Here is a 16,785-nt window from a genome sequence, read left to right as displayed (position 1 = left end):
TTTTCGCTCATCCCCGTCACTCCTCCCTGGCTAATCCCCGGCAGGATGAGGAAGTCATAAATTGAGCCAGGCACACTAGTATTAGTAACGATTCACTTTATACAAGGACCCGGATTCTTTATGTCTAAGCCAACGTTCAACAAAGCCCAATTTGAAGCGGCCCTGACGCGCCAGTGGCAGCGCCTGGGAATGCAGTCTGCAAGTGAGATGACAACTCGCCAGTGGTGGCAGGCGGTAAGCGGCGCGCTGGCAGAACTTCTGGCCGCGCAGCCTGCGCCGAAATCGCAGAAAAAACAGCGCCACGTTAACTACATCTCTATGGAGTTTTTGATTGGCCGCCTGACGGGTAACAACCTGTTAAACTTGGGTTGGTATAAAGACGTGGGCGAGGTCCTGGAAAAGCACGACATTAACCTGACTGATTTGCTGGAAGAGGAGACCGATCCGGCGCTGGGCAACGGGGGCCTGGGTCGCCTCGCGGCCTGCTTCCTTGACTCTATGGCAACGGTGGGTCAGTCAGCGACCGGCTACGGCCTTAATTATCAGTACGGCCTTTTCCGTCAGTCGTTCGTTGATGGCCACCAACACGAAGCGCCGGATGACTGGCAGCGCCGTAGCTATCCCTGGTTTCGCCATAACGCGCAATTAGATGTGCAGGTAGGGATTGGCGGTAAGGTGAGCAAAGAGGGGCACTGGCAACCTGCATTCACCATAATTGGCGAAGCCTGGGATCTGCCGGTCATTGGTTACCGTAACGGCATCACCCAACCGCTGCGCCTGTGGCAGGCGACGCACGCTCACCCCTTTGATTTAACAAAATTTAACAATGGCGACTTTCTTCGTGCCGAACAAACCGGTATCGATGCGGAAAAACTGACCAAAGTCCTCTACCCGAACGATAACCATCAGGCCGGGAAAAAGCTGCGTTTGATGCAGCAATATTTCCAGTGCGCCTGCTCGGTTGCCGACATTTTACGCCGCCACCATCTTACCGGGCGCAAGCTTTCGCAGTTGCCGGACTACGAAGTGATTCAACTGAATGATACGCACCCGACGATAGCCATCCCGGAGCTGATACGCGTATTGCTCGATGAGCACCAGCTAAGTTTTGACGATGCCTGGGCTATCACCAGCCGTACCTTCGCTTACACCAACCATACGCTGATGCCAGAGGCGCTGGAGTGCTGGGATGAGACGTTAGTGAAAGCGCTGTTGCCGCGCCATATGCAGATTATCCATCAGATCAATGACCGGTTTAAAACCCTGGTGGAGAAAACCTGGCCGGGCGATGAGGCCGTCTGGGCGAAGCTTGCGGTGGTGCATAACAAGCAGGTACGCATGGCGAACCTCTGCGTGGTGGGCGGCTTTGCGGTCAACGGCGTGGCGGCGCTGCACTCAGAGCTGGTGGTTAAAGATCTGTTCCCGGAATATCACCTGTTGTGGCCGAAAAAATTCCATAACGTGACGAATGGCATCACGCCGCGCCGCTGGATCAAACAGTGCAATCCGCTGTTGGCGGCGCTGCTGGATAAAACGCTGAAAAAAGAGTGGGTCAACGATCTCGACCAGTTGAAGAAACTGGAGAAATACGCTGACGATGCCGCTTTCCGTAAGCAGTATCGCCAAATCAAACAGCACAACAAATCCCGGCTGGCGGCGTTCGTGAAAGCGCGTACCGGCATTGAGATCAATGAGCATGCACTGTTCGATGTGCAGATCAAACGCCTGCATGAATACAAACGCCAGCATCTTGGCCTGCTGCATATTCTCGCGCTGTATAAAGAGATCCGCGAAAACCCGCATCACGATCGCGTGCCACGCGTGTTCTTGTTTGGCGCAAAAGCCGCGCCAGGCTACTACCTGGCGAAAAACATTATCTACGCTATCAATAAAGTGGCCGACGTCATTAATAACGATGCCAAAGTAGGCGACCAGCTGAAAGTGGTGTTCCTGCCTGATTACTGCGTGTCGGCGGCGGAGAAAATGATCCCTGCGGCGGATGTCTCTGAGCAAATCTCCACGGCGGGCAAAGAGGCCTCCGGCACCGGCAACATGAAACTGGCGCTTAACGGCGCGCTCACCGTCGGCACGCTGGATGGTGCCAATGTGGAAATTGCCGGGCAGGTCGGTGAAGAGAATATCTTTATTTTCGGCCACACGGTCGATGAGGTAAAAGCGCTGAAAGCCGGTGGCTATGACCCGGTGAAATATCGCAAGCAGGACAAGCTGTTGAACGCTGTGTTGAAAGAGCTGGAGAGTGGTAAATACAGCGATGGCTACAAGCATGCGTTTGAGCCGTTGTTGCACAGTATCGGCAAACAGGGCGGTGACCCGTATCTGGTGCTTGCGGATTTTGCCGCCTACGTGGAAGCGCAAAAACGTGTTGATGCGTTATACCGCGACGAGGAAGCCTGGACCCGTGCGGCTATTCTGAACACCGCCCGCTGCGGCATGTTCAGCTCCGATCGGTCGATTCGTGACTACCAAACCCGCATCTGGCAGGCTAAACGCTAAGGGAGGAGTATGGAGAGTAATCGTCTGGAGCAAACTGCGCTGGCGGCAGGGATCAGCCCAAGCTATATCAATGCGCACGGCAAACCTCAGGTCATCAGCGAACAAACCCGGCAGCGTTTGCTTGCGGCTATGCACCCCGCGCCGGAGTCCGGCCCACCGCCGATACCTGTCGTTACGGTATTGCAACCCGGTAAAAAGAAGCTATTACCGGTGTCGGGTAAAGGCACCTATCAGTGGCAACTGGTTACCGAAGAGGGCAGGCGCTATCACGGGGAAATCAACGGCGGCGAGAGCGTAACGCTGCCGTCCCGGCTGGCGCTCGGTTATCACAACCTGACGCTTACGCAAAATCAGCATCACTGGCAGTGCCGGGTCATTGTCGCCCCCGCGCGCTGCTATGAACCGCAGGCGCTACGCGAAGGCAAAAAGCTGTGGGGCGCATGCGTACAGCTCTATACCTTACGCTCGCAGGATAACTGGGGGATTGGCGATTTCGGCGATCTGAAAAACATGCTCGGCGAAATAGGGCAGCGCGGCGGGGCGTTTATCGGGCTGAACCCAATCCATGCCCTTTATCCGGCAAACCCGGAAAGCGCCAGCCCGTACAGCCCCTCTTCCCGACGCTGGCTGAATATTATCTATATCGATATCAATGCGGTGGAGGATTTTCGCGCCAGCGAAGAGGCACAGGCGTGGTGGCGCAAACCTGCCACGCAAAAAGCGCTGCAAGATGCCCGCGCCAGTGAGTGGGTGGACTACACGGCGGTCACGACGCTGAAACTCACCGCGCTGCGTATGGCATGGCAGCACTTTAAGACCCGCCAGAGTGATGACGCGCAGCTCAGCGCTTTTCGCGCGTTTGCGCATCAAGGCGGCGACAGCCTTTACTGGCAGGCCGCGTTCGACGCGCTGCACGCCATGCAGGCGCAGCAGGATGCGTCGCGCTGGGGCTGGCCGGTCTGGCCGACAGAGTATCAATCCATCCGTAGCCCGCAGGTCAAAGCCTTTTGCACGGAGCACAGCGACGACGTGCAGTTCTGGACCTGGCTGCAATGGCTGGCGTCTACGCAGTTTGCCGATTGTTGGGCTATCAGCCAGCGTCACAGGATGCCGATTGGCCTCTATCGCGACCTGGCGGTTGGCGTGGCGGAAGGGGGGGCGGAAACATGGTGTGACCGCGAACTCTATTGCCTGAAGGCTTCCGTCGGCGCGCCGCCGGATATCCTCGGCCCGCTGGGGCAAAACTGGGGACTGCCGCCGATGGACCCGCATGTGATGCGCGCGCGCGGCTACCAGCCGTTTGTCGATCTGCTGCGTGCCAATATGCAACATTGCGGGGCGTTGCGTATCGACCATGTGATGTCGATGCTGCGCCTGTGGTGGATACCCTATGGCGAAACCGCCGATCACGGCGCGTATGTGCACTATCCGGTTGACGATCTGCTCGCGATTCTGGCGCTGGAAAGTCAGCGCCATCATTGCATGGTGATTGGCGAAGATTTAGGCACCGTCCCACAGGAGATTGTCGGCAAACTGCGCCGCAGCGGGGTCTACTCGTATAAAGTGCTCTACTTTGAAAACGAGCAACAGAACGCGTTTCGCGCGCCGCAGAACTACCCGCAGCAGTCGATGGCCGTGGCAACCACGCACGATCTGCCTACGCTTCGCGGTTACTGGGAGTGCGGTGATTTAACGCTGGGCAAAACCCTGGGACTCTATCCCGATGATGAGGTGCTTAGCGGTCTGTATGAGGATCGCGAGCAGGCCAAGCAGGGGCTACTGAATGCGCTGCATTTGCATGGTTGCCTGCCGAAACGTGCCGGGCGCAACGCCTCACGAACGGCCATGTCGGCAACGCTCAATCGCGGGATGCAACGTTATATCGCAGAGAGCAACAGTGCGTTGCTGGGATTGCAGCCGGAAGACTGGCTGAATATGGATAAACCGGTGAACGTGCCTGGCACCAGCAATCAGTACAAAAACTGGCGGCGCAAGCTCTCCGTCACGCTGGAAGAGATGTTTGCTGACCCGGAGGTCAACAGGTTACTCAAAGACCTTGACCGACGACGCAAGCGCTAAAAAAAACGCCCGGACATGCCGGGCGTTTTTGTTTTATACCACGTTTGCCAAAAGCAGGCAGCCGACCAGGCCGCACACGGAGATGATGGTTTCCAGCGCAGACCAGGAACGCATCGTTTCACCGATAGTCAGGTTGAAATACTCTTTAAACAGCCAGAAGCCCGGATCGTTAACGTGTGAGAAAATCACGCTACCGGAACCCACAGCGATAACCATCAGTTCCGGGCTAACGCCGGTGGTGGCAATCAGCGGCGCGGCAATACCGCCCGCGGTGATGGCCGCAACGGTCGCGGAACCCAGCGCAATACGCAGTACCGCAGCAATGGACCAGGCCATAAACAGCGGCGACAGGTTGGTGGAGTGCATCATCGCGGCGATGTATTTATCCACGCCGCTATCGACCAGCACCTGTTTGAACGCACCGCCGCCGCCGATAATCAGCAGCATCATCGCGATGATTTTGATAGAGGAGGTCAGCGTGTCGTTGATCTCATCCATAGAGCGGCCACGGTTCAGACCAAAGGTGAAGACTGCAATCAGCACCGCAATCATCGTAGCCATGACCGGATCGCCGAAGAACTCAGCATACGGCAGCAGCGCATGGCCTTTTGGCAGCACCATTTCCGCCACCGCGCGCAGGGCCATCAGGATGACCGGCACCAGGGAGGTCCAGACGCTGACGCCAAAACCCGGCATCTCTTCTTCGCTAAACGTTTTCGCGTTATACAGCCCTTCCGGGATCGGTTTATCGATGCTTTTCAAAAAGCGAGCGTAGACCGGGCCTGCGAGGATCACCGTCGGGATGCCGAGCAGCGTACCGTAGAGCAGAGTTTTACCCATATCCGCGTGGAAAATGGTGGCGATAGCGGTCGGGCCTGGGTGCGGCGGCAGGAAGCCGTGTGTAACAGAGAGCGCAGCCGCCATCGGTACGCCGATATAGAGCAGCGGAATACGTGCTGAAGCGGCAATGGTGAACACCAGCGGCAGCAACAAGACAAAGCCGACTTCATAGAACAGGGCGAAACCGACGGTAAAACCGGTTAATACCACCGCCCACTGAATATGTTTGCGGCCAAACTTTTCGATAAGCGTGGTGGCGATACGCTGCGCGCCGCCGCAGTCCGCCAGCAATTTACCGAGCATGGCACCGAAGCCCATGATCAGCGCAAGGCTACCAAGGGTTCCGCCAACACCGGCTTTGATAGATTTAATAACAGCATCCAGTGGCATGCCCTGCATCATCCCGACAGCGAGTGCCACGAGAATCAGCGCAATAAATCCGTTCATCTTGAAGCGGATCATTAACAGTAACAAGAGGGCAACACCGATAGCGACAATGACTAATGGCATGATTTACCTGGCCTTTCAATTGTTATGGGTAACGACAAAAAGTATGCAACTGCTGAGCGCGGACATGAAGCGCACAACAGGCTGCGGCACCGTTACGGTTCACATCCGTCGCTAAAAATTGTAGCCGGATGATTTTATATTGTCGGTGCCGGATAGAATGATACGGGTAACATCATGGGTAAGAGAATCACTCAGGCGATCTAAATGTTAAATATGAGATCCGGGTCATATTAACGCAGGGGAATTATTTAGCAGGGAAAGGAAAAACACGGTGGTAAAGATACAGGTAACATGTTCTTCCCCGCAGGGAAGAACAAAAACATTCACGGGCATTATTAGTAGTAGGAGTGCTCGCCGCGCTGATGCTCGGTGAGATCGCGCACGCCTTTCAGCTCCGGGAACTCGGTCAGCAGTTGCTTCTCGATACCCTCTTTCAGCGTAACGTCCACCATGGAGCAACCGTTACAGCCGCCGCCAAATTGCAGAATGGCGTAGCCTTCGTCTGTTATCTCCATCAGCGATACGCGACCGCCGTGGCCTGCCAGCTGCGGGTTGATTTGCGATTGCAGCAGATACTCCACGCGCTCCATCAGCGGAGCGTCATCAGAGACTTTACGCATTTTGGCGTTGGGCGCCTTCAGCGTGAGCTGTGAACCCAACTGGTCAGTAACAAAATCAATTTCCGCATCTTCCAAATACGGGGCGCTCAATTCATCGACATAGGCAATCAATTGCTCAAATTTAAGCGCGGTGTCGGTGGTTTCGACCGCGTCCGGCGGGCAATAAGAGACGCCGCATTCAGCGTTTGGCGTACCAGGATTTATCACAAATACGCGGATTTGTGTCCCTTCTTCCTGATTTGCCAGCAGTTTTACAAAGTGCGCTTGGGCTGCGTCGGAAATACGGATCATAGCTTTGGCCTAATAGTTGACTATTTTACTTGGTTATAATACGCCCATCATCGAGGGTCTACAAGGTTCGACACAGGCACCAAACCTGAACAGTCGCCGCGCCGCTGCGTAAAAGCAGACGGCTGATTTCTGCAACGGTGCTGCCGGTTGTGACGACATCATCCACAATGGCGATATGGAGTCCGCCAACGGGCAATTCAAGGTGAAAGGCGTCTTTCACGTTCTGTTTTCGCCTGCGGGCGCTGAGGTGATGCTGCACCGATGTCGCCCGCAAGCGGCTGAGTGTTGCGCAGGTATAGCGGCATTGCAGCCAGTGAGCCAGCGGCCGACACAGCAGGTCGCTTTGGTTAAACCCTCTGCGCCACTGGCGGCGCGCGTGCAGCGGCACGCTCAGCAGTATATCCGGCGCGGGGCAGGGTTTATCGCGCACCGCTAACAGCAGCAGGCGTGCCAGTGGGCGGGCGATTTCCGGGCGCGGGAAGAATTTAAACTGATGCACCAGCGGGCTGAGCGGCGGCGCGTAATTGCTCACCGCCACCAGCCGCTGCCAGGGCGGAGGATTTTGCAGGCAACGCCCGCAGGCAATATTTTCCTGCCCGGCGGGTAAACCGCACAAAGGGCAAACTTTCTCCCGCTGGCGAACCGCGCGGGTGCAGCCGGAGCAAATGCCCCAGTGAGCACATCGCAGCGGCATTCGGCATAGCCAGCACAAGCCCGGCACTGTTAGCATGTTCCACCTCCATGTGTGAAAGAAGAGAACAATAACTGATGAAGGATATCTGGTGGCAGACCAAAGGCGAGGGCGATGTTGATCTTGTGCTGTTGCACGGCTGGGGGCTGAATTCTCAGGTCTGGGATTGCATCACGCCGGAACTCAGCTCGCACTTTACACTGCATCTGGTGGATCTGCCGGGTTATGGCAGAAGTACAGGTTTCGGCGCGCTGACGCTGACGCAGATGGCGGATATTGTCCTTTCGCACGCCCCGGTAAACGCGATATGGCTCGGCTGGAGCCTCGGCGGGCTGGTGGCGAGCAAAATTGCGCTGCTGGCACCCGAGCGGGTTCGGGCGCTGGTGACGGTTGCCTCGTCACCCTGTTTTAGCGCGCGCGACGATTGGCCGGGCATCAAACCCGACGTGCTGGCCGGTTTCCAGCAGCAGCTCAGTGCGGATTTTCAACGTACCGTTGAGCGTTTTCTGGCGCTGCAAACCCTGGGCACCGAAACGGCGCGCCAGGATGCGCGGATGTTAAAAAGCGCCGTGCTGGCGCTGGAGATGCCGTCAACAGAGGTGCTTAACGGCGGGCTGGAAATCCTCAAAACCGAGGATCTGCGTGAGGATTTATGCGCCCTGACGGTGCCGTTTTTACGTTTGTATGGCTGGCTTGACGGGTTAGTGCCGCGCAAAATTGTGCCGCAGCTTGACGAAATGTGGCCAGCCAGCAAGGCGTTTATCTTCCCCAAAGCAGCCCACGCGCCGTTTATCTCTCATCCGGCTGAGTTTTGCGACGCGCTGATTGCGCTAAAAACACCTTAACGCAGCGTCCACCACTCCTGTGCGCAGGCGGTTTTCCCGTCCGGGCACTGCTTACAGCTACCGGTTAAACAGCCGGTAGCCTGTTGCCTGATGCGCTGCGCTTTGCCCATCGCTTCCATACGTTCAAGCATGGCATCGATCATCGCTCTGGGAAGATGTAACTCATTGCTGAGTTGCTGCGCGTCCATCCGCCCGCGCAGCGCCAGTAAATTTCGCACATCAATTAACGTCGCCATCATTTTCTACCTTAGTGGCAATCTCCCGCCGGGCTGGTGCAGCAACTGGCGGGCGTTTTGCGCGACGCCAGCAGGTTAATATCGACACGGCTTCTGGCGCGACGCAGTGCAACAATGACCAGCGCGTTAAACACCAGCACCGCCAGAATGCAGGTCAGACTGTAAGTGGGGTGAGCGGAGAAGGTGGCGCTCTGATAGAACAACGTGGCGAGCGAATACGCCATGTTTAACCCCCACAGTACCGAAAAGCCCATCCAGCCACGGCTCGATTCCCGCGCGATGGCCCCCATCGCCGTAATGCACGGCACATAGAGCAGCACGAAGACCAGGTAGCTGTACGCGGCGGCGGCGCTGCCGAATTTTTCACCCATCACGCCCATTGCGCCGGTGGCCATTTCGCCGTCGCCTTTGCTGGCTTCGATTGGGTTTGCCAGCACGCTCAGGCTGAAGGTGTCAGCCAGGCTCTGGCGGGTCTCTTCTAGCGCAGCGGCCAGTTCTGAACCGAGGCTGAATTCCTGCGGGTTGAACGCATCTTCCTGAATATTTTCAGCGGTATAGAGCGAGTTCAGCGTCCCGACGACCACCTCTTTCGCCATCGCCCCGGTAAAAAGCCCCACCGTTGCCTGCCAGTGGTCGGGCTGCACGCCGATAGGTGCCAGCAGAGGCGTGAACACATGGCTGATGGAGGCCAGCGCCGAATCATCGATTTTATCGACCCGGCGACCATCCAGCGCGAAACTGTTCAGGGCGCTGAGAACAATGCTGACAATGATTATCACTTTACCGGCGCGCACAACAAAGCCTTTCAGGCGCTGCCAGGTTTGCAAAAGCAGGCTTTTCAGATGCGGAACGTGGTAAACCGGCAGCTCCATAACAAACGGCGACGCTTCGCCGCGCAGCAGCGTGTATTTCAGCACCAGGCCAGTGAGCACTGCCATCACTATGCCCAGCACATACAGTGAGAAGACGGTCAATGCGCCTTGCTGGCCGAAAAATGCGGCGGCAAAGACGGCAAAGATAGCCAGCCGCGCGCCGCAGGACATAAACGGCGCCATCATAATGGTGACCAGCCGCTCGCGCGGCGCATCCAGCGTACGCGCACCCATAATAGAAGGAACATTACAGCCGAAGCCGACAATCAGCGGCACGAATGATTTACCCGGCAATCCGAGCGACTGCATCAGCCTGTCCATCACAAAAGCCGCGCGCGCCATATAGCCGGAGTCTTCGAGAAAAGACATAAACAGGTACATCATGCCAAGCTGCGGCACCAGCGGTAGCACGGTATTGATACCGCCGCCGAGGCCCTGGGCGAGAAAAACGGTGAGCCACTCCGGGAAGTGCAGGGTGTAGCCGAGCCACTGGATACCGTGAACGAAAATCGCGACCGAACCGATATCAAAAATCGGCTGCAGCGCGCCGCCGATATTGATGGCGAAGAGAAACATCAGGTACATCACAAACAGGAAAATCGGCAGGCCTAACACCCGGTTGAGGACGATGCGATCGACCGCTGCGGTGAACTGGCTGGGTTCGGCGGTTAAGGTGTTGCTGACGGTATCGCACAGGGCGGCAATCGATTGATAGCGCGCATCGGCGATATGCAGCGCCGGATCGTCCATCGCAGAGCGCAGGCGAGTCAGTGAGGCTTCGAGCTGCAACGGCGTGATCCCGGCATTCGCCCGGCTATAGATATCGCCTTCGAGAATTTGCAAACTCATCCAGCGGCGGTGACGCCACGGTATCTCAGGATCCATCGCCTCTGCCAGCGCGCTTGCTTCCTCTGCGAGCGGCCTGGCGTAATGCACCAGCTCCACCTCGTCGTTTGCCTGGTGGCAGTCGATAGCCAGTTTCAGCGCTTCGAGGCCGCGCCCGCGCGTGGAAACCAGCGGGATAACCGGGCAGCCGAGGCGGCGGGTCAGTGCATCGATATCAATACGGATATGCTGTTTTTCGGCAATATCTAGCATGTTCAGGGCAATAATGCACGGAATGCCCAGCTCCAGCAGTTGCAGCGTCAGGTAGAGGTTACGCTCCAGGTTTGAAGCATCCACGACGTTTATCAGCAGATCGGCATCGCCGCTCAGAATATAGTGGCAGGCAATCTGCTCATCCAGTGAGGTCTGGGCAGAAATGGTGGTCAGAGAGTAAGTGCCGGGGAGGTCGACAAGGGTGACCTGATTATCGGTCGTCGTAAATTGACCTTCTTTTCTCTCAACGGTCACGCCGGACCAATTACCTACTCGTTGACGTGAACCTGTTAACTGGTTGAATAAAGTTGTCTTGCCAGAATTAGGATTTCCAATCAATCCAATGGTTATTTTTTTCATTTTTCTTCGCTCTCTGTAACGGCGCAAACTATTAGCGTGAAACCGCTTCCAGTTCGAGGAACGCGAGATCTTTTTTTCTCAGCACCAGGCTAACACGGCGCGTTTCAATATGAATAGGATCGCCGAACGGCGCTACACGTACCACGTGGAATGAAGAACCAGGCAACATGCCTAATGACAGCAACTTTTGCCGCCAGGCAGGGCTGATGCCTTGCGAGAAACCCGTAATTTTCCACGCACTTTCAGGACTGTATTGCATAACGTCTTCTCGTCATTGCTGTAAACGTTGAATAAATAATCGACAGTTATCGATGATAATGAGAATGGTTTCCGTCATCAAATATAAAAATGCGATCGCCGCCGGAAGCGGTATTAATTCGTTTCCGGTTTGACGTGGCTCAATATTTTGTACGGTTTGCATTTTGTGCTAAAAAAAATAAAATAAAGAAATTCTGCAAGGTGTGAATAAATTCATTAAAAATTTTTATGGATTTATTAAGAGAAAGTAACAGGGAAGGTTATCTGAATATTTTATATAGTTATTGACGGATAATTCTCGCGGTTTGCGAGGTATTAAATAAAAGCAAAAAATCCCCTCTTTCGCCAAAGAGGGGAAAATGATTAGCGTTTTTTACCCATCGCCGCCGCCAGCGCATCCATCATTGCGCTGTTGCCGCTGGGTTGGGCATCGCGACCACGCGGCGCTTTCGCCGGGCGTGAATTGCCACGGTTGCCGGTATCGCGAGCACCGCCATTGCCCCGGCGCGCGTTGGCATCGCCTGGCTGCTCGTCCAGGCGCATCGTCAGCGCGATTCGCTTGCGCTGCAAATCCACTTCCAGCACCTTCACCTTCACGATATCGCCTGCTTTCACCACCGTGTGCGGATCTTCAACAAACTTATCCGCCAGCGAAGAGATATGCACCAGGCCATCCTGATGCACGCCGATATCCACGAACGCGCCAAAATTGGTGACGTTAGTCACCGCGCCTTCCAGCACCATGCCGGGCAGCAGGTCATTCATGGTTTCGACGCCTTCGGCGAAGGTCGCCGTTTTAAACTCAGGGCGCGGGTCGCGGCCCGGTTTTTCCAGCTCTTTGATGATATCGCTCACCGTCGGCACGCCGAAACGCTCGTCGGTAAACTCCGAGGCTTTCAGCTTGCGCAGCTCAGCGCTGTTACCCATCAAATCACGCAGCGATTGCTCCGTTGCCGCAAGAATTCGCTCGACCACCGGGTAGGCTTCCGGGTGCACGGTTGAGGCATCCAGCGGGTTGTCGCCGTGGTTAATACGCAAAAAGCCTGCGCACTGTTCAAAGGCTTTCGGCCCCAGACGACTGACTTTCAGCAATTGCTGGCGGTTCTGGAACTGACCATTTTCATCACGCCAGGAGACAATATTCTGCGCCATCATGCGCGTCAGGCCTGCCACGCGGGTCAGCAGCGGTACAGAAGCGGTGTTGAGATCCACGCCCACGGCGTTCACGCAGTCTTCCACCACCGCGTCCAGTTTGCGGGCCAGCTGCGTCTGGCTGACATCGTGCTGATACTGGCCGACGCCGATAGATTTCGGGTCAATTTTCACCAGCTCGGCCAGCGGGTCCTGCAATCGGCGCGCGATAGAGACCGCACCGCGCAGCGAAACATCCAGATCCGGGAACTCCTGCGCTGCCAGTTCGGAGGCGGAATAAACCGATGCGCCCGCCTCGCTGACAATCACTTTTTGCGCGGTGACTTTCGGGAACTGTTTTTGCACATCCAGGAAGAAGCGCTCGGTTTCACGCGAAGCGGTTCCGTTACCGATCGCCACCAGCTCGACATTGTGCTTCTCGCACAGCGCCGCTACGGCCACCGCGGCTTTGGCCGCCTGACCAGTGTGTGGATAGATAGTGTCTGTCGCCACCAGTTTGCCGGTCGCATCGACGACCGCGACTTTTACGCCGGTGCGCAGGCCAGGATCAAGACCCATGGTGGCGCGCAAACCGGCTGGCGCGGCCATCAGCAGATCGTGCAGGTTGCGGGCGAACACATTGATGGCTTCATCCTCGGCACGCTCGCGCACCGTGCCCATCAGCTCTGTTTCCAGATGCATCAGCACCTTAATACGCCACGTCCAGCTCACCACGCCTTTGCGCCAGCTATCCGCCGGTGCGTTGTTCAGGCGCAGGCCAAGATGGTCGATAATAATCTGCTCGCCGTGGCTCTCTTTCGGCGGCTCGTCAAACTGCGGGTCGGCGTTCAACGACAGTTGCAGCACGCCCTCGTTGCGACCACGGAACATCGCCAGCGCGCGGTGAGAAGGCACGCCTGAGAGCGGTTCGTTATGCGAGAAATAGTCGCGGAATTTCGCGCCCTCTTCCTCTTTGCCGCTCACCACGGTCGAGACCAGATGCGCGTTCTTCCACAAATAGTCGCGAACTTTTGCCAGCAGCGCGGCATCTTCAGCGAAACGCTCCATCAGGATATAGCGCGCGCCATCCAGCGCCGCTTTACTGTCAGCAACGCCTTTTTCTGCGTCAACAAAGGTGGCGGCCAGCGCTTCCGGCTCCTGGGAAGGATCGTTCCAGAGCGTGTCGGCCAGCGGCTCCAGCCCGGCTTCGATAGCGATTTGCCCGCGCGTGCGGCGCTTGGGTTTGTAGGGCAGGTAGAGGTCTTCAAGCTCGGTTTTGCTCAGCGTACCGTTGATAGCTTTCGCCAGCTCGTCGCTGAGCTTGCCCTGTTCGCTAATGGATTTGAGAATGGCCTGGCGGCGTTCTTCCAGCTCGCGCAGATAACCGAGGCGGGTTTCGAGCTGACGCAGTTGCGTGTCGTCCAGACCACCGGTGACCTCTTTACGATAACGCGCGATAAACGGCACGGTATTCCCTTCATCAAGCAGGCGAACGGCGGATTCCACCTGTTCAGTCCGCGCCTGAAGTTCACCCGCAATAATGCGGCAGAGCGAATCATTCATCATTTCTTTATCATCTTCAGTACAAAAATCAGCGACTAGTTATACGGACTGGCAGCGAAAAATACCAGCCGACGTGGGTGCTCTCAGACTCTTCCGGGGCCAGGCTTCACATAATCGATGTCAACCACGTACCAGGTGGCTTCGCCTGCGGGCGTCTGCACGATGGCCACATCGCCTACCTCTTTTTTTAACAGCGCGCGGGCCATCGGCGAGTCGATAGAGATATAATCTTTGCGGCCAAAAATCTCGTCATAACCGACGATACGAAAACGCAGCGTGTTACCGTCGTCGTTTTCAATTTTCACCCAGGCACCAAAAAAGACTTTGCCTTCCTGTTGGGGGGAATAATCAACAATTTTTAAATTTTCCAGACACTTAGTGAGATAGCGTACCCGGCGGTCAATTTCGCGCAGGCGTTTTTTATTGTACTGATAGTCCGCATTTTCGCTGCGATCGCCAAGGCTTGCTGCCCAGGTCACTTTTTTGGTGACCTCGGGGCGCTCCTGGCGCCAGAGAAAATCGAGTTCCTGCTTCAGTTTGTCGTAGCCTTCACGCGTGATCAGGGGCGTTTTCATTCAGTAGCCTTATTTCTTTACGCTTTCTTCCGTCCACACTATTACAATCGAAACGTCTTAAAGTGCGGATTAATCATGGTTTATGTGATGAAATGTGCATATAACTTGCTGTTAAATATGCTTTGTAACAATTTCGACTAGAATTTATACCAGATTTCGCTGGTCGTGAACGCGCACTTTTTTAGAATACGAACACATAATTGTCGGAACCTTTGGGAGTATAAACAATGCAAGAGAATTATAAGATTCTGGTGGTGGATGACGATATGCGTCTGCGCGCATTACTTGAGCGTTATCTGACCGAGCAGGGCTTCCAGGTTCGTAGCGTCGCTAACGCTGAACAGATGGATCGCTTGCTCACGCGTGAATCATTCCACCTGATGGTGCTGGATTTGATGCTGCCGGGCGAAGATGGTCTCTCCATCTGTCGCCGCCTGCGTAGCCAAAGCAACCCGATGCCTATCATTATGGTCACGGCGAAAGGGGAAGAAGTGGATCGTATCGTAGGGCTGGAAATCGGCGCTGATGACTATATTCCTAAACCCTTTAACCCGCGTGAATTGCTGGCGCGTATCCGCGCGGTGCTGCGCCGCCAGGCCAATGAGCTGCCAGGCGCGCCGTCGCAGGAAGAAGCGGTCATTGCGTTTGGTAAATTCAAGCTGAACCTCGGCACGCGCGAAATGTTCCGTGAAGATGAGCCGATGCCGCTGACCAGCGGCGAGTTCGCCGTGCTGAAAGCGCTGGTTAGCCACCCGCGTGAGCCGCTCTCGCGCGATAAGCTGATGAACCTGGCGCGCGGGCGTGAATACTCGGCGATGGAGCGTTCTATCGATGTGCAAATCTCCCGCCTGCGCCGCATGGTGGAAGAAGATCCGGCGCATCCGCGCTATATCCAGACCGTTTGGGGCCTGGGCTACGTCTTTGTGCCGGACGGTTCTAAAGCATGAAGCGAATGCGCTTCTCGCCGCGCAGTTCTTTCGCCCGCACGCTGTTACTGATTGTCACCTTGCTGTTCGTAAGCCTGGTGACGACTTACCTGGTGGTGCTGAACTTCGCCATTTTGCCCAGCCTCCAGCAGTTCAATAAGGTGCTCGCCTACGAAGTCCGTATGCTGATGACCGATAAACTGCAACTGGAGGATGGGACGCAACTGATGGTGCCCCCGGCGTTTCGTCGTGAGATTTATCGTGAGCTGGGGATCTCGCTCTATTCTAACGAAGCGGCGGAAGACGCGGGGCTGCGTTGGGCGCAGCATTACGAATTTTTAAGCCAGCAAATGGCGCAGCAGCTTGGCGGGCCGACGGAAGTGCGCGTCGAAGTGAATAAAAGCTCGCCGGTGGTGTGGCTGAAAACCTGGCTCTCGCCCAATATCTGGGTGCGTGTCCCGCTAACGGAGATCCATCAGGGGGACTTCTCTCCGCTGTTCCGCTATACGCTGGCGATTATGCTGCTGGCAATCGGCGGAGCCTGGCTGTTTATCCGCATTCAAAACCGACCGCTTGTAGACCTTGAGCACGCGGCGCTGAAGGTGGGGAAAGGGCATATCCCGCCGCCGCTGCGTGAATATGGCGCGTCGGAGGTGCGCTCGGTGACCCGTGCGTTTAACCAGATGGCCGCCGGGGTGAAACAGCTGGCGGACGATCGCACGCTGTTAATGGCCGGGGTGAGCCACGATTTACGTACACCGCTGACGCGTATCCGCCTGGCGACAGAGATGATGGCGCAGGAAGATGGCTATCTGGCGGAGTCGATTAATAAAGATATCGAAGAGTGTAACGCTATCATCGAGCAGTTTATCGACTACCTGCGAACCGGGCAGGAGATGCCGATGGAGGTCGCCGAGCTGAACGCGGTGCTGGGCGAAGTGGTGGCCGCTGAAAGCGGTTACGAGCGGGAAATCGAAACGGCGCTGAATGACAGCGAAATCTACGTGCGTATGCACCCGCTGTCGATTAAACGCGCGGTCGCCAATATGGTGGTGAACGCAGCCCGTTACGGCAACGGCTGGATCAAGGTCAGCAGCGGCACGGAGCTGAACCGCGCATGGTTTCAGGTGGAAGATGACGGGCCGGGGATCTTGCCTGAGCAGCGCAAGCATCTGTTCCAGCCGTTTGTGCGCGGCGACAGCGCGCGCAGCTCCAGCGGAACCGGCCTGGGGCTGGCAATCGTGCAGCGTATTGTCGATAACCATAATGGCCTGCTGGAGCTTGGCACCAGCGAACGAGGCGGGCTGTGTATTCGCGCCTGGCTGCCCATTCCTATTGGCCGCCAGCCGCTGCCCGCCAAAGAAGTCTGAACAAAA

13 protein-coding genes are annotated in these 16,785 nt (G+C 56.3%); 5 read left to right on the top strand and 8 right to left on the bottom strand.

All coding sequences use genetic code 11. The features are described 5' to 3' along the window. Nucleotides 1-120: 120 nt before the first annotated feature. Together malP and malQ are read left to right on the top strand one after the other, a co-directional pair. Nucleotides 121-2,514: a maltodextrin phosphorylase gene (malP, locus tag ACTU3N_RS03180; RefSeq protein ID WP_443084685.1), complete on the top strand. Its 2,394-nt coding sequence runs from the start codon at nucleotides 121-123 to the stop codon at nucleotides 2,512-2,514. A gap of 9 nt (nucleotides 2,515-2,523) precedes the next feature. Continuing rightward, nucleotides 2,524-4,593, top strand: a complete 2,070-nt coding sequence (malQ, locus tag ACTU3N_RS03175) for a 4-alpha-glucanotransferase (protein WP_443084684.1) — start codon at nucleotides 2,524-2,526, stop codon at nucleotides 4,591-4,593. A 33-nt stretch (nucleotides 4,594-4,626) separates the two neighbouring features. Here malQ and gntT read toward each other — a convergent pair whose 3' ends face one another. The 3 genes from gntT to gntX all read right to left on the bottom strand — a co-directional run bounded on the left by gntT (nucleotide 4,627) and on the right by gntX (nucleotide 7,584). Continuing rightward, complete coding sequence (gntT, locus tag ACTU3N_RS03170) at nucleotides 4,627-5,943, bottom strand: gluconate transporter (protein WP_443084683.1); 1,317 nt, start codon at nucleotides 5,941-5,943, stop codon at nucleotides 4,627-4,629. Between the two features lie 335 nt (nucleotides 5,944-6,278). After that, entirely contained in the window at nucleotides 6,279-6,854 is a 576-nt protein-coding gene (nfuA, locus tag ACTU3N_RS03165) for a Fe-S biogenesis protein NfuA (protein ID WP_443084682.1), read from the bottom strand. Between the two features lie 58 nt (nucleotides 6,855-6,912). Further along, the gene (gntX, locus tag ACTU3N_RS03160; protein ID WP_443084681.1) at nucleotides 6,913-7,584 is read right to left on the bottom strand and encodes a DNA utilization protein GntX; all 672 of its coding nucleotides are present in this window, start codon (nucleotides 7,582-7,584) and stop codon (nucleotides 6,913-6,915) included. 38 nt (nucleotides 7,585-7,622) lie between these two features. On the opposite strand from gntX, the gene bioH reads away from it, so the two are divergent. Beyond that, a complete protein-coding gene (gene bioH, locus ACTU3N_RS03155; RefSeq protein WP_443084680.1) occupies nucleotides 7,623-8,390 on the top strand; it encodes a pimeloyl-ACP methyl ester esterase BioH in 768 nt (255 codons plus the stop codon). Here the strand turns inward: bioH and feoC are convergent. The 5 genes from feoC to greB all read right to left on the bottom strand — a co-directional run bounded on the left by feoC (nucleotide 8,387) and on the right by greB (nucleotide 14,483). Beyond that, entirely contained in the window at nucleotides 8,387-8,629 is a 243-nt protein-coding gene (feoC, locus tag ACTU3N_RS03150) for a [Fe-S]-dependent transcriptional repressor FeoC (protein WP_443084679.1), read from the bottom strand. The two genes, bioH and feoC, sit on opposite strands and share 4 nt — an antisense overlap. Before the next feature lie 8 nt (nucleotides 8,630-8,637). Next, entirely contained in the window at nucleotides 8,638-10,956 is a 2,319-nt protein-coding gene (gene feoB / locus ACTU3N_RS03145) for a Fe(2+) transporter permease subunit FeoB (RefSeq protein ID WP_443084678.1), read from the bottom strand. Nucleotides 10,957-10,987: 31 nt separating this feature from the next. After that, nucleotides 10,988-11,215 carry a ferrous iron transporter A gene (gene feoA / locus ACTU3N_RS03140; RefSeq protein ID WP_443084677.1) on the bottom strand — a complete coding sequence of 76 codons (228 nt, stop codon included), beginning with the start codon at nucleotides 11,213-11,215 and terminating at the stop codon, nucleotides 10,988-10,990. Between the two features lie 362 nt (nucleotides 11,216-11,577). Further along, nucleotides 11,578-13,911, bottom strand: coding sequence for a Tex family protein (locus ACTU3N_RS03135; protein WP_443084676.1), 2,334 nt, complete (start codon nucleotides 13,909-13,911; stop codon nucleotides 11,578-11,580). Nucleotides 13,912-13,991: 80 nt separating this feature from the next. Further along, nucleotides 13,992-14,483, bottom strand: a complete 492-nt coding sequence (gene greB, locus ACTU3N_RS03130) for a transcription elongation factor GreB (protein WP_443084675.1) — start codon at nucleotides 14,481-14,483, stop codon at nucleotides 13,992-13,994. Nucleotides 14,484-14,710: 227 nt separating this feature from the next. On the opposite strand from greB, the gene ompR reads away from it, so the two are divergent. Then, nucleotides 14,711-15,430: an osmolarity response regulator transcription factor OmpR gene (ompR, locus tag ACTU3N_RS03125; RefSeq protein WP_001157751.1), complete on the top strand. Its 720-nt coding sequence runs from the start codon at nucleotides 14,711-14,713 to the stop codon at nucleotides 15,428-15,430. Beyond that, the gene (envZ, locus tag ACTU3N_RS03120; RefSeq protein ID WP_443084674.1) at nucleotides 15,427-16,779 is read left to right on the top strand and encodes a two-component system sensor histidine kinase EnvZ; all 1,353 of its coding nucleotides are present in this window, start codon (nucleotides 15,427-15,429) and stop codon (nucleotides 16,777-16,779) included. Before ompR ends, envZ begins: the two co-directional genes overlap by 4 nt. Nucleotides 16,780-16,785 lie beyond the last annotated feature (6 nt).

The organism is Vagococcus sp. WN89Y, from assembly GCF_052220145.1.
Classification (GTDB): domain Bacteria; phylum Pseudomonadota; class Gammaproteobacteria; order Enterobacterales; family Enterobacteriaceae; genus Kosakonia.
Note: the sequence above shows the minus strand (reverse complement) of the source record. Positions and strands in the feature narration are given on the sequence as shown.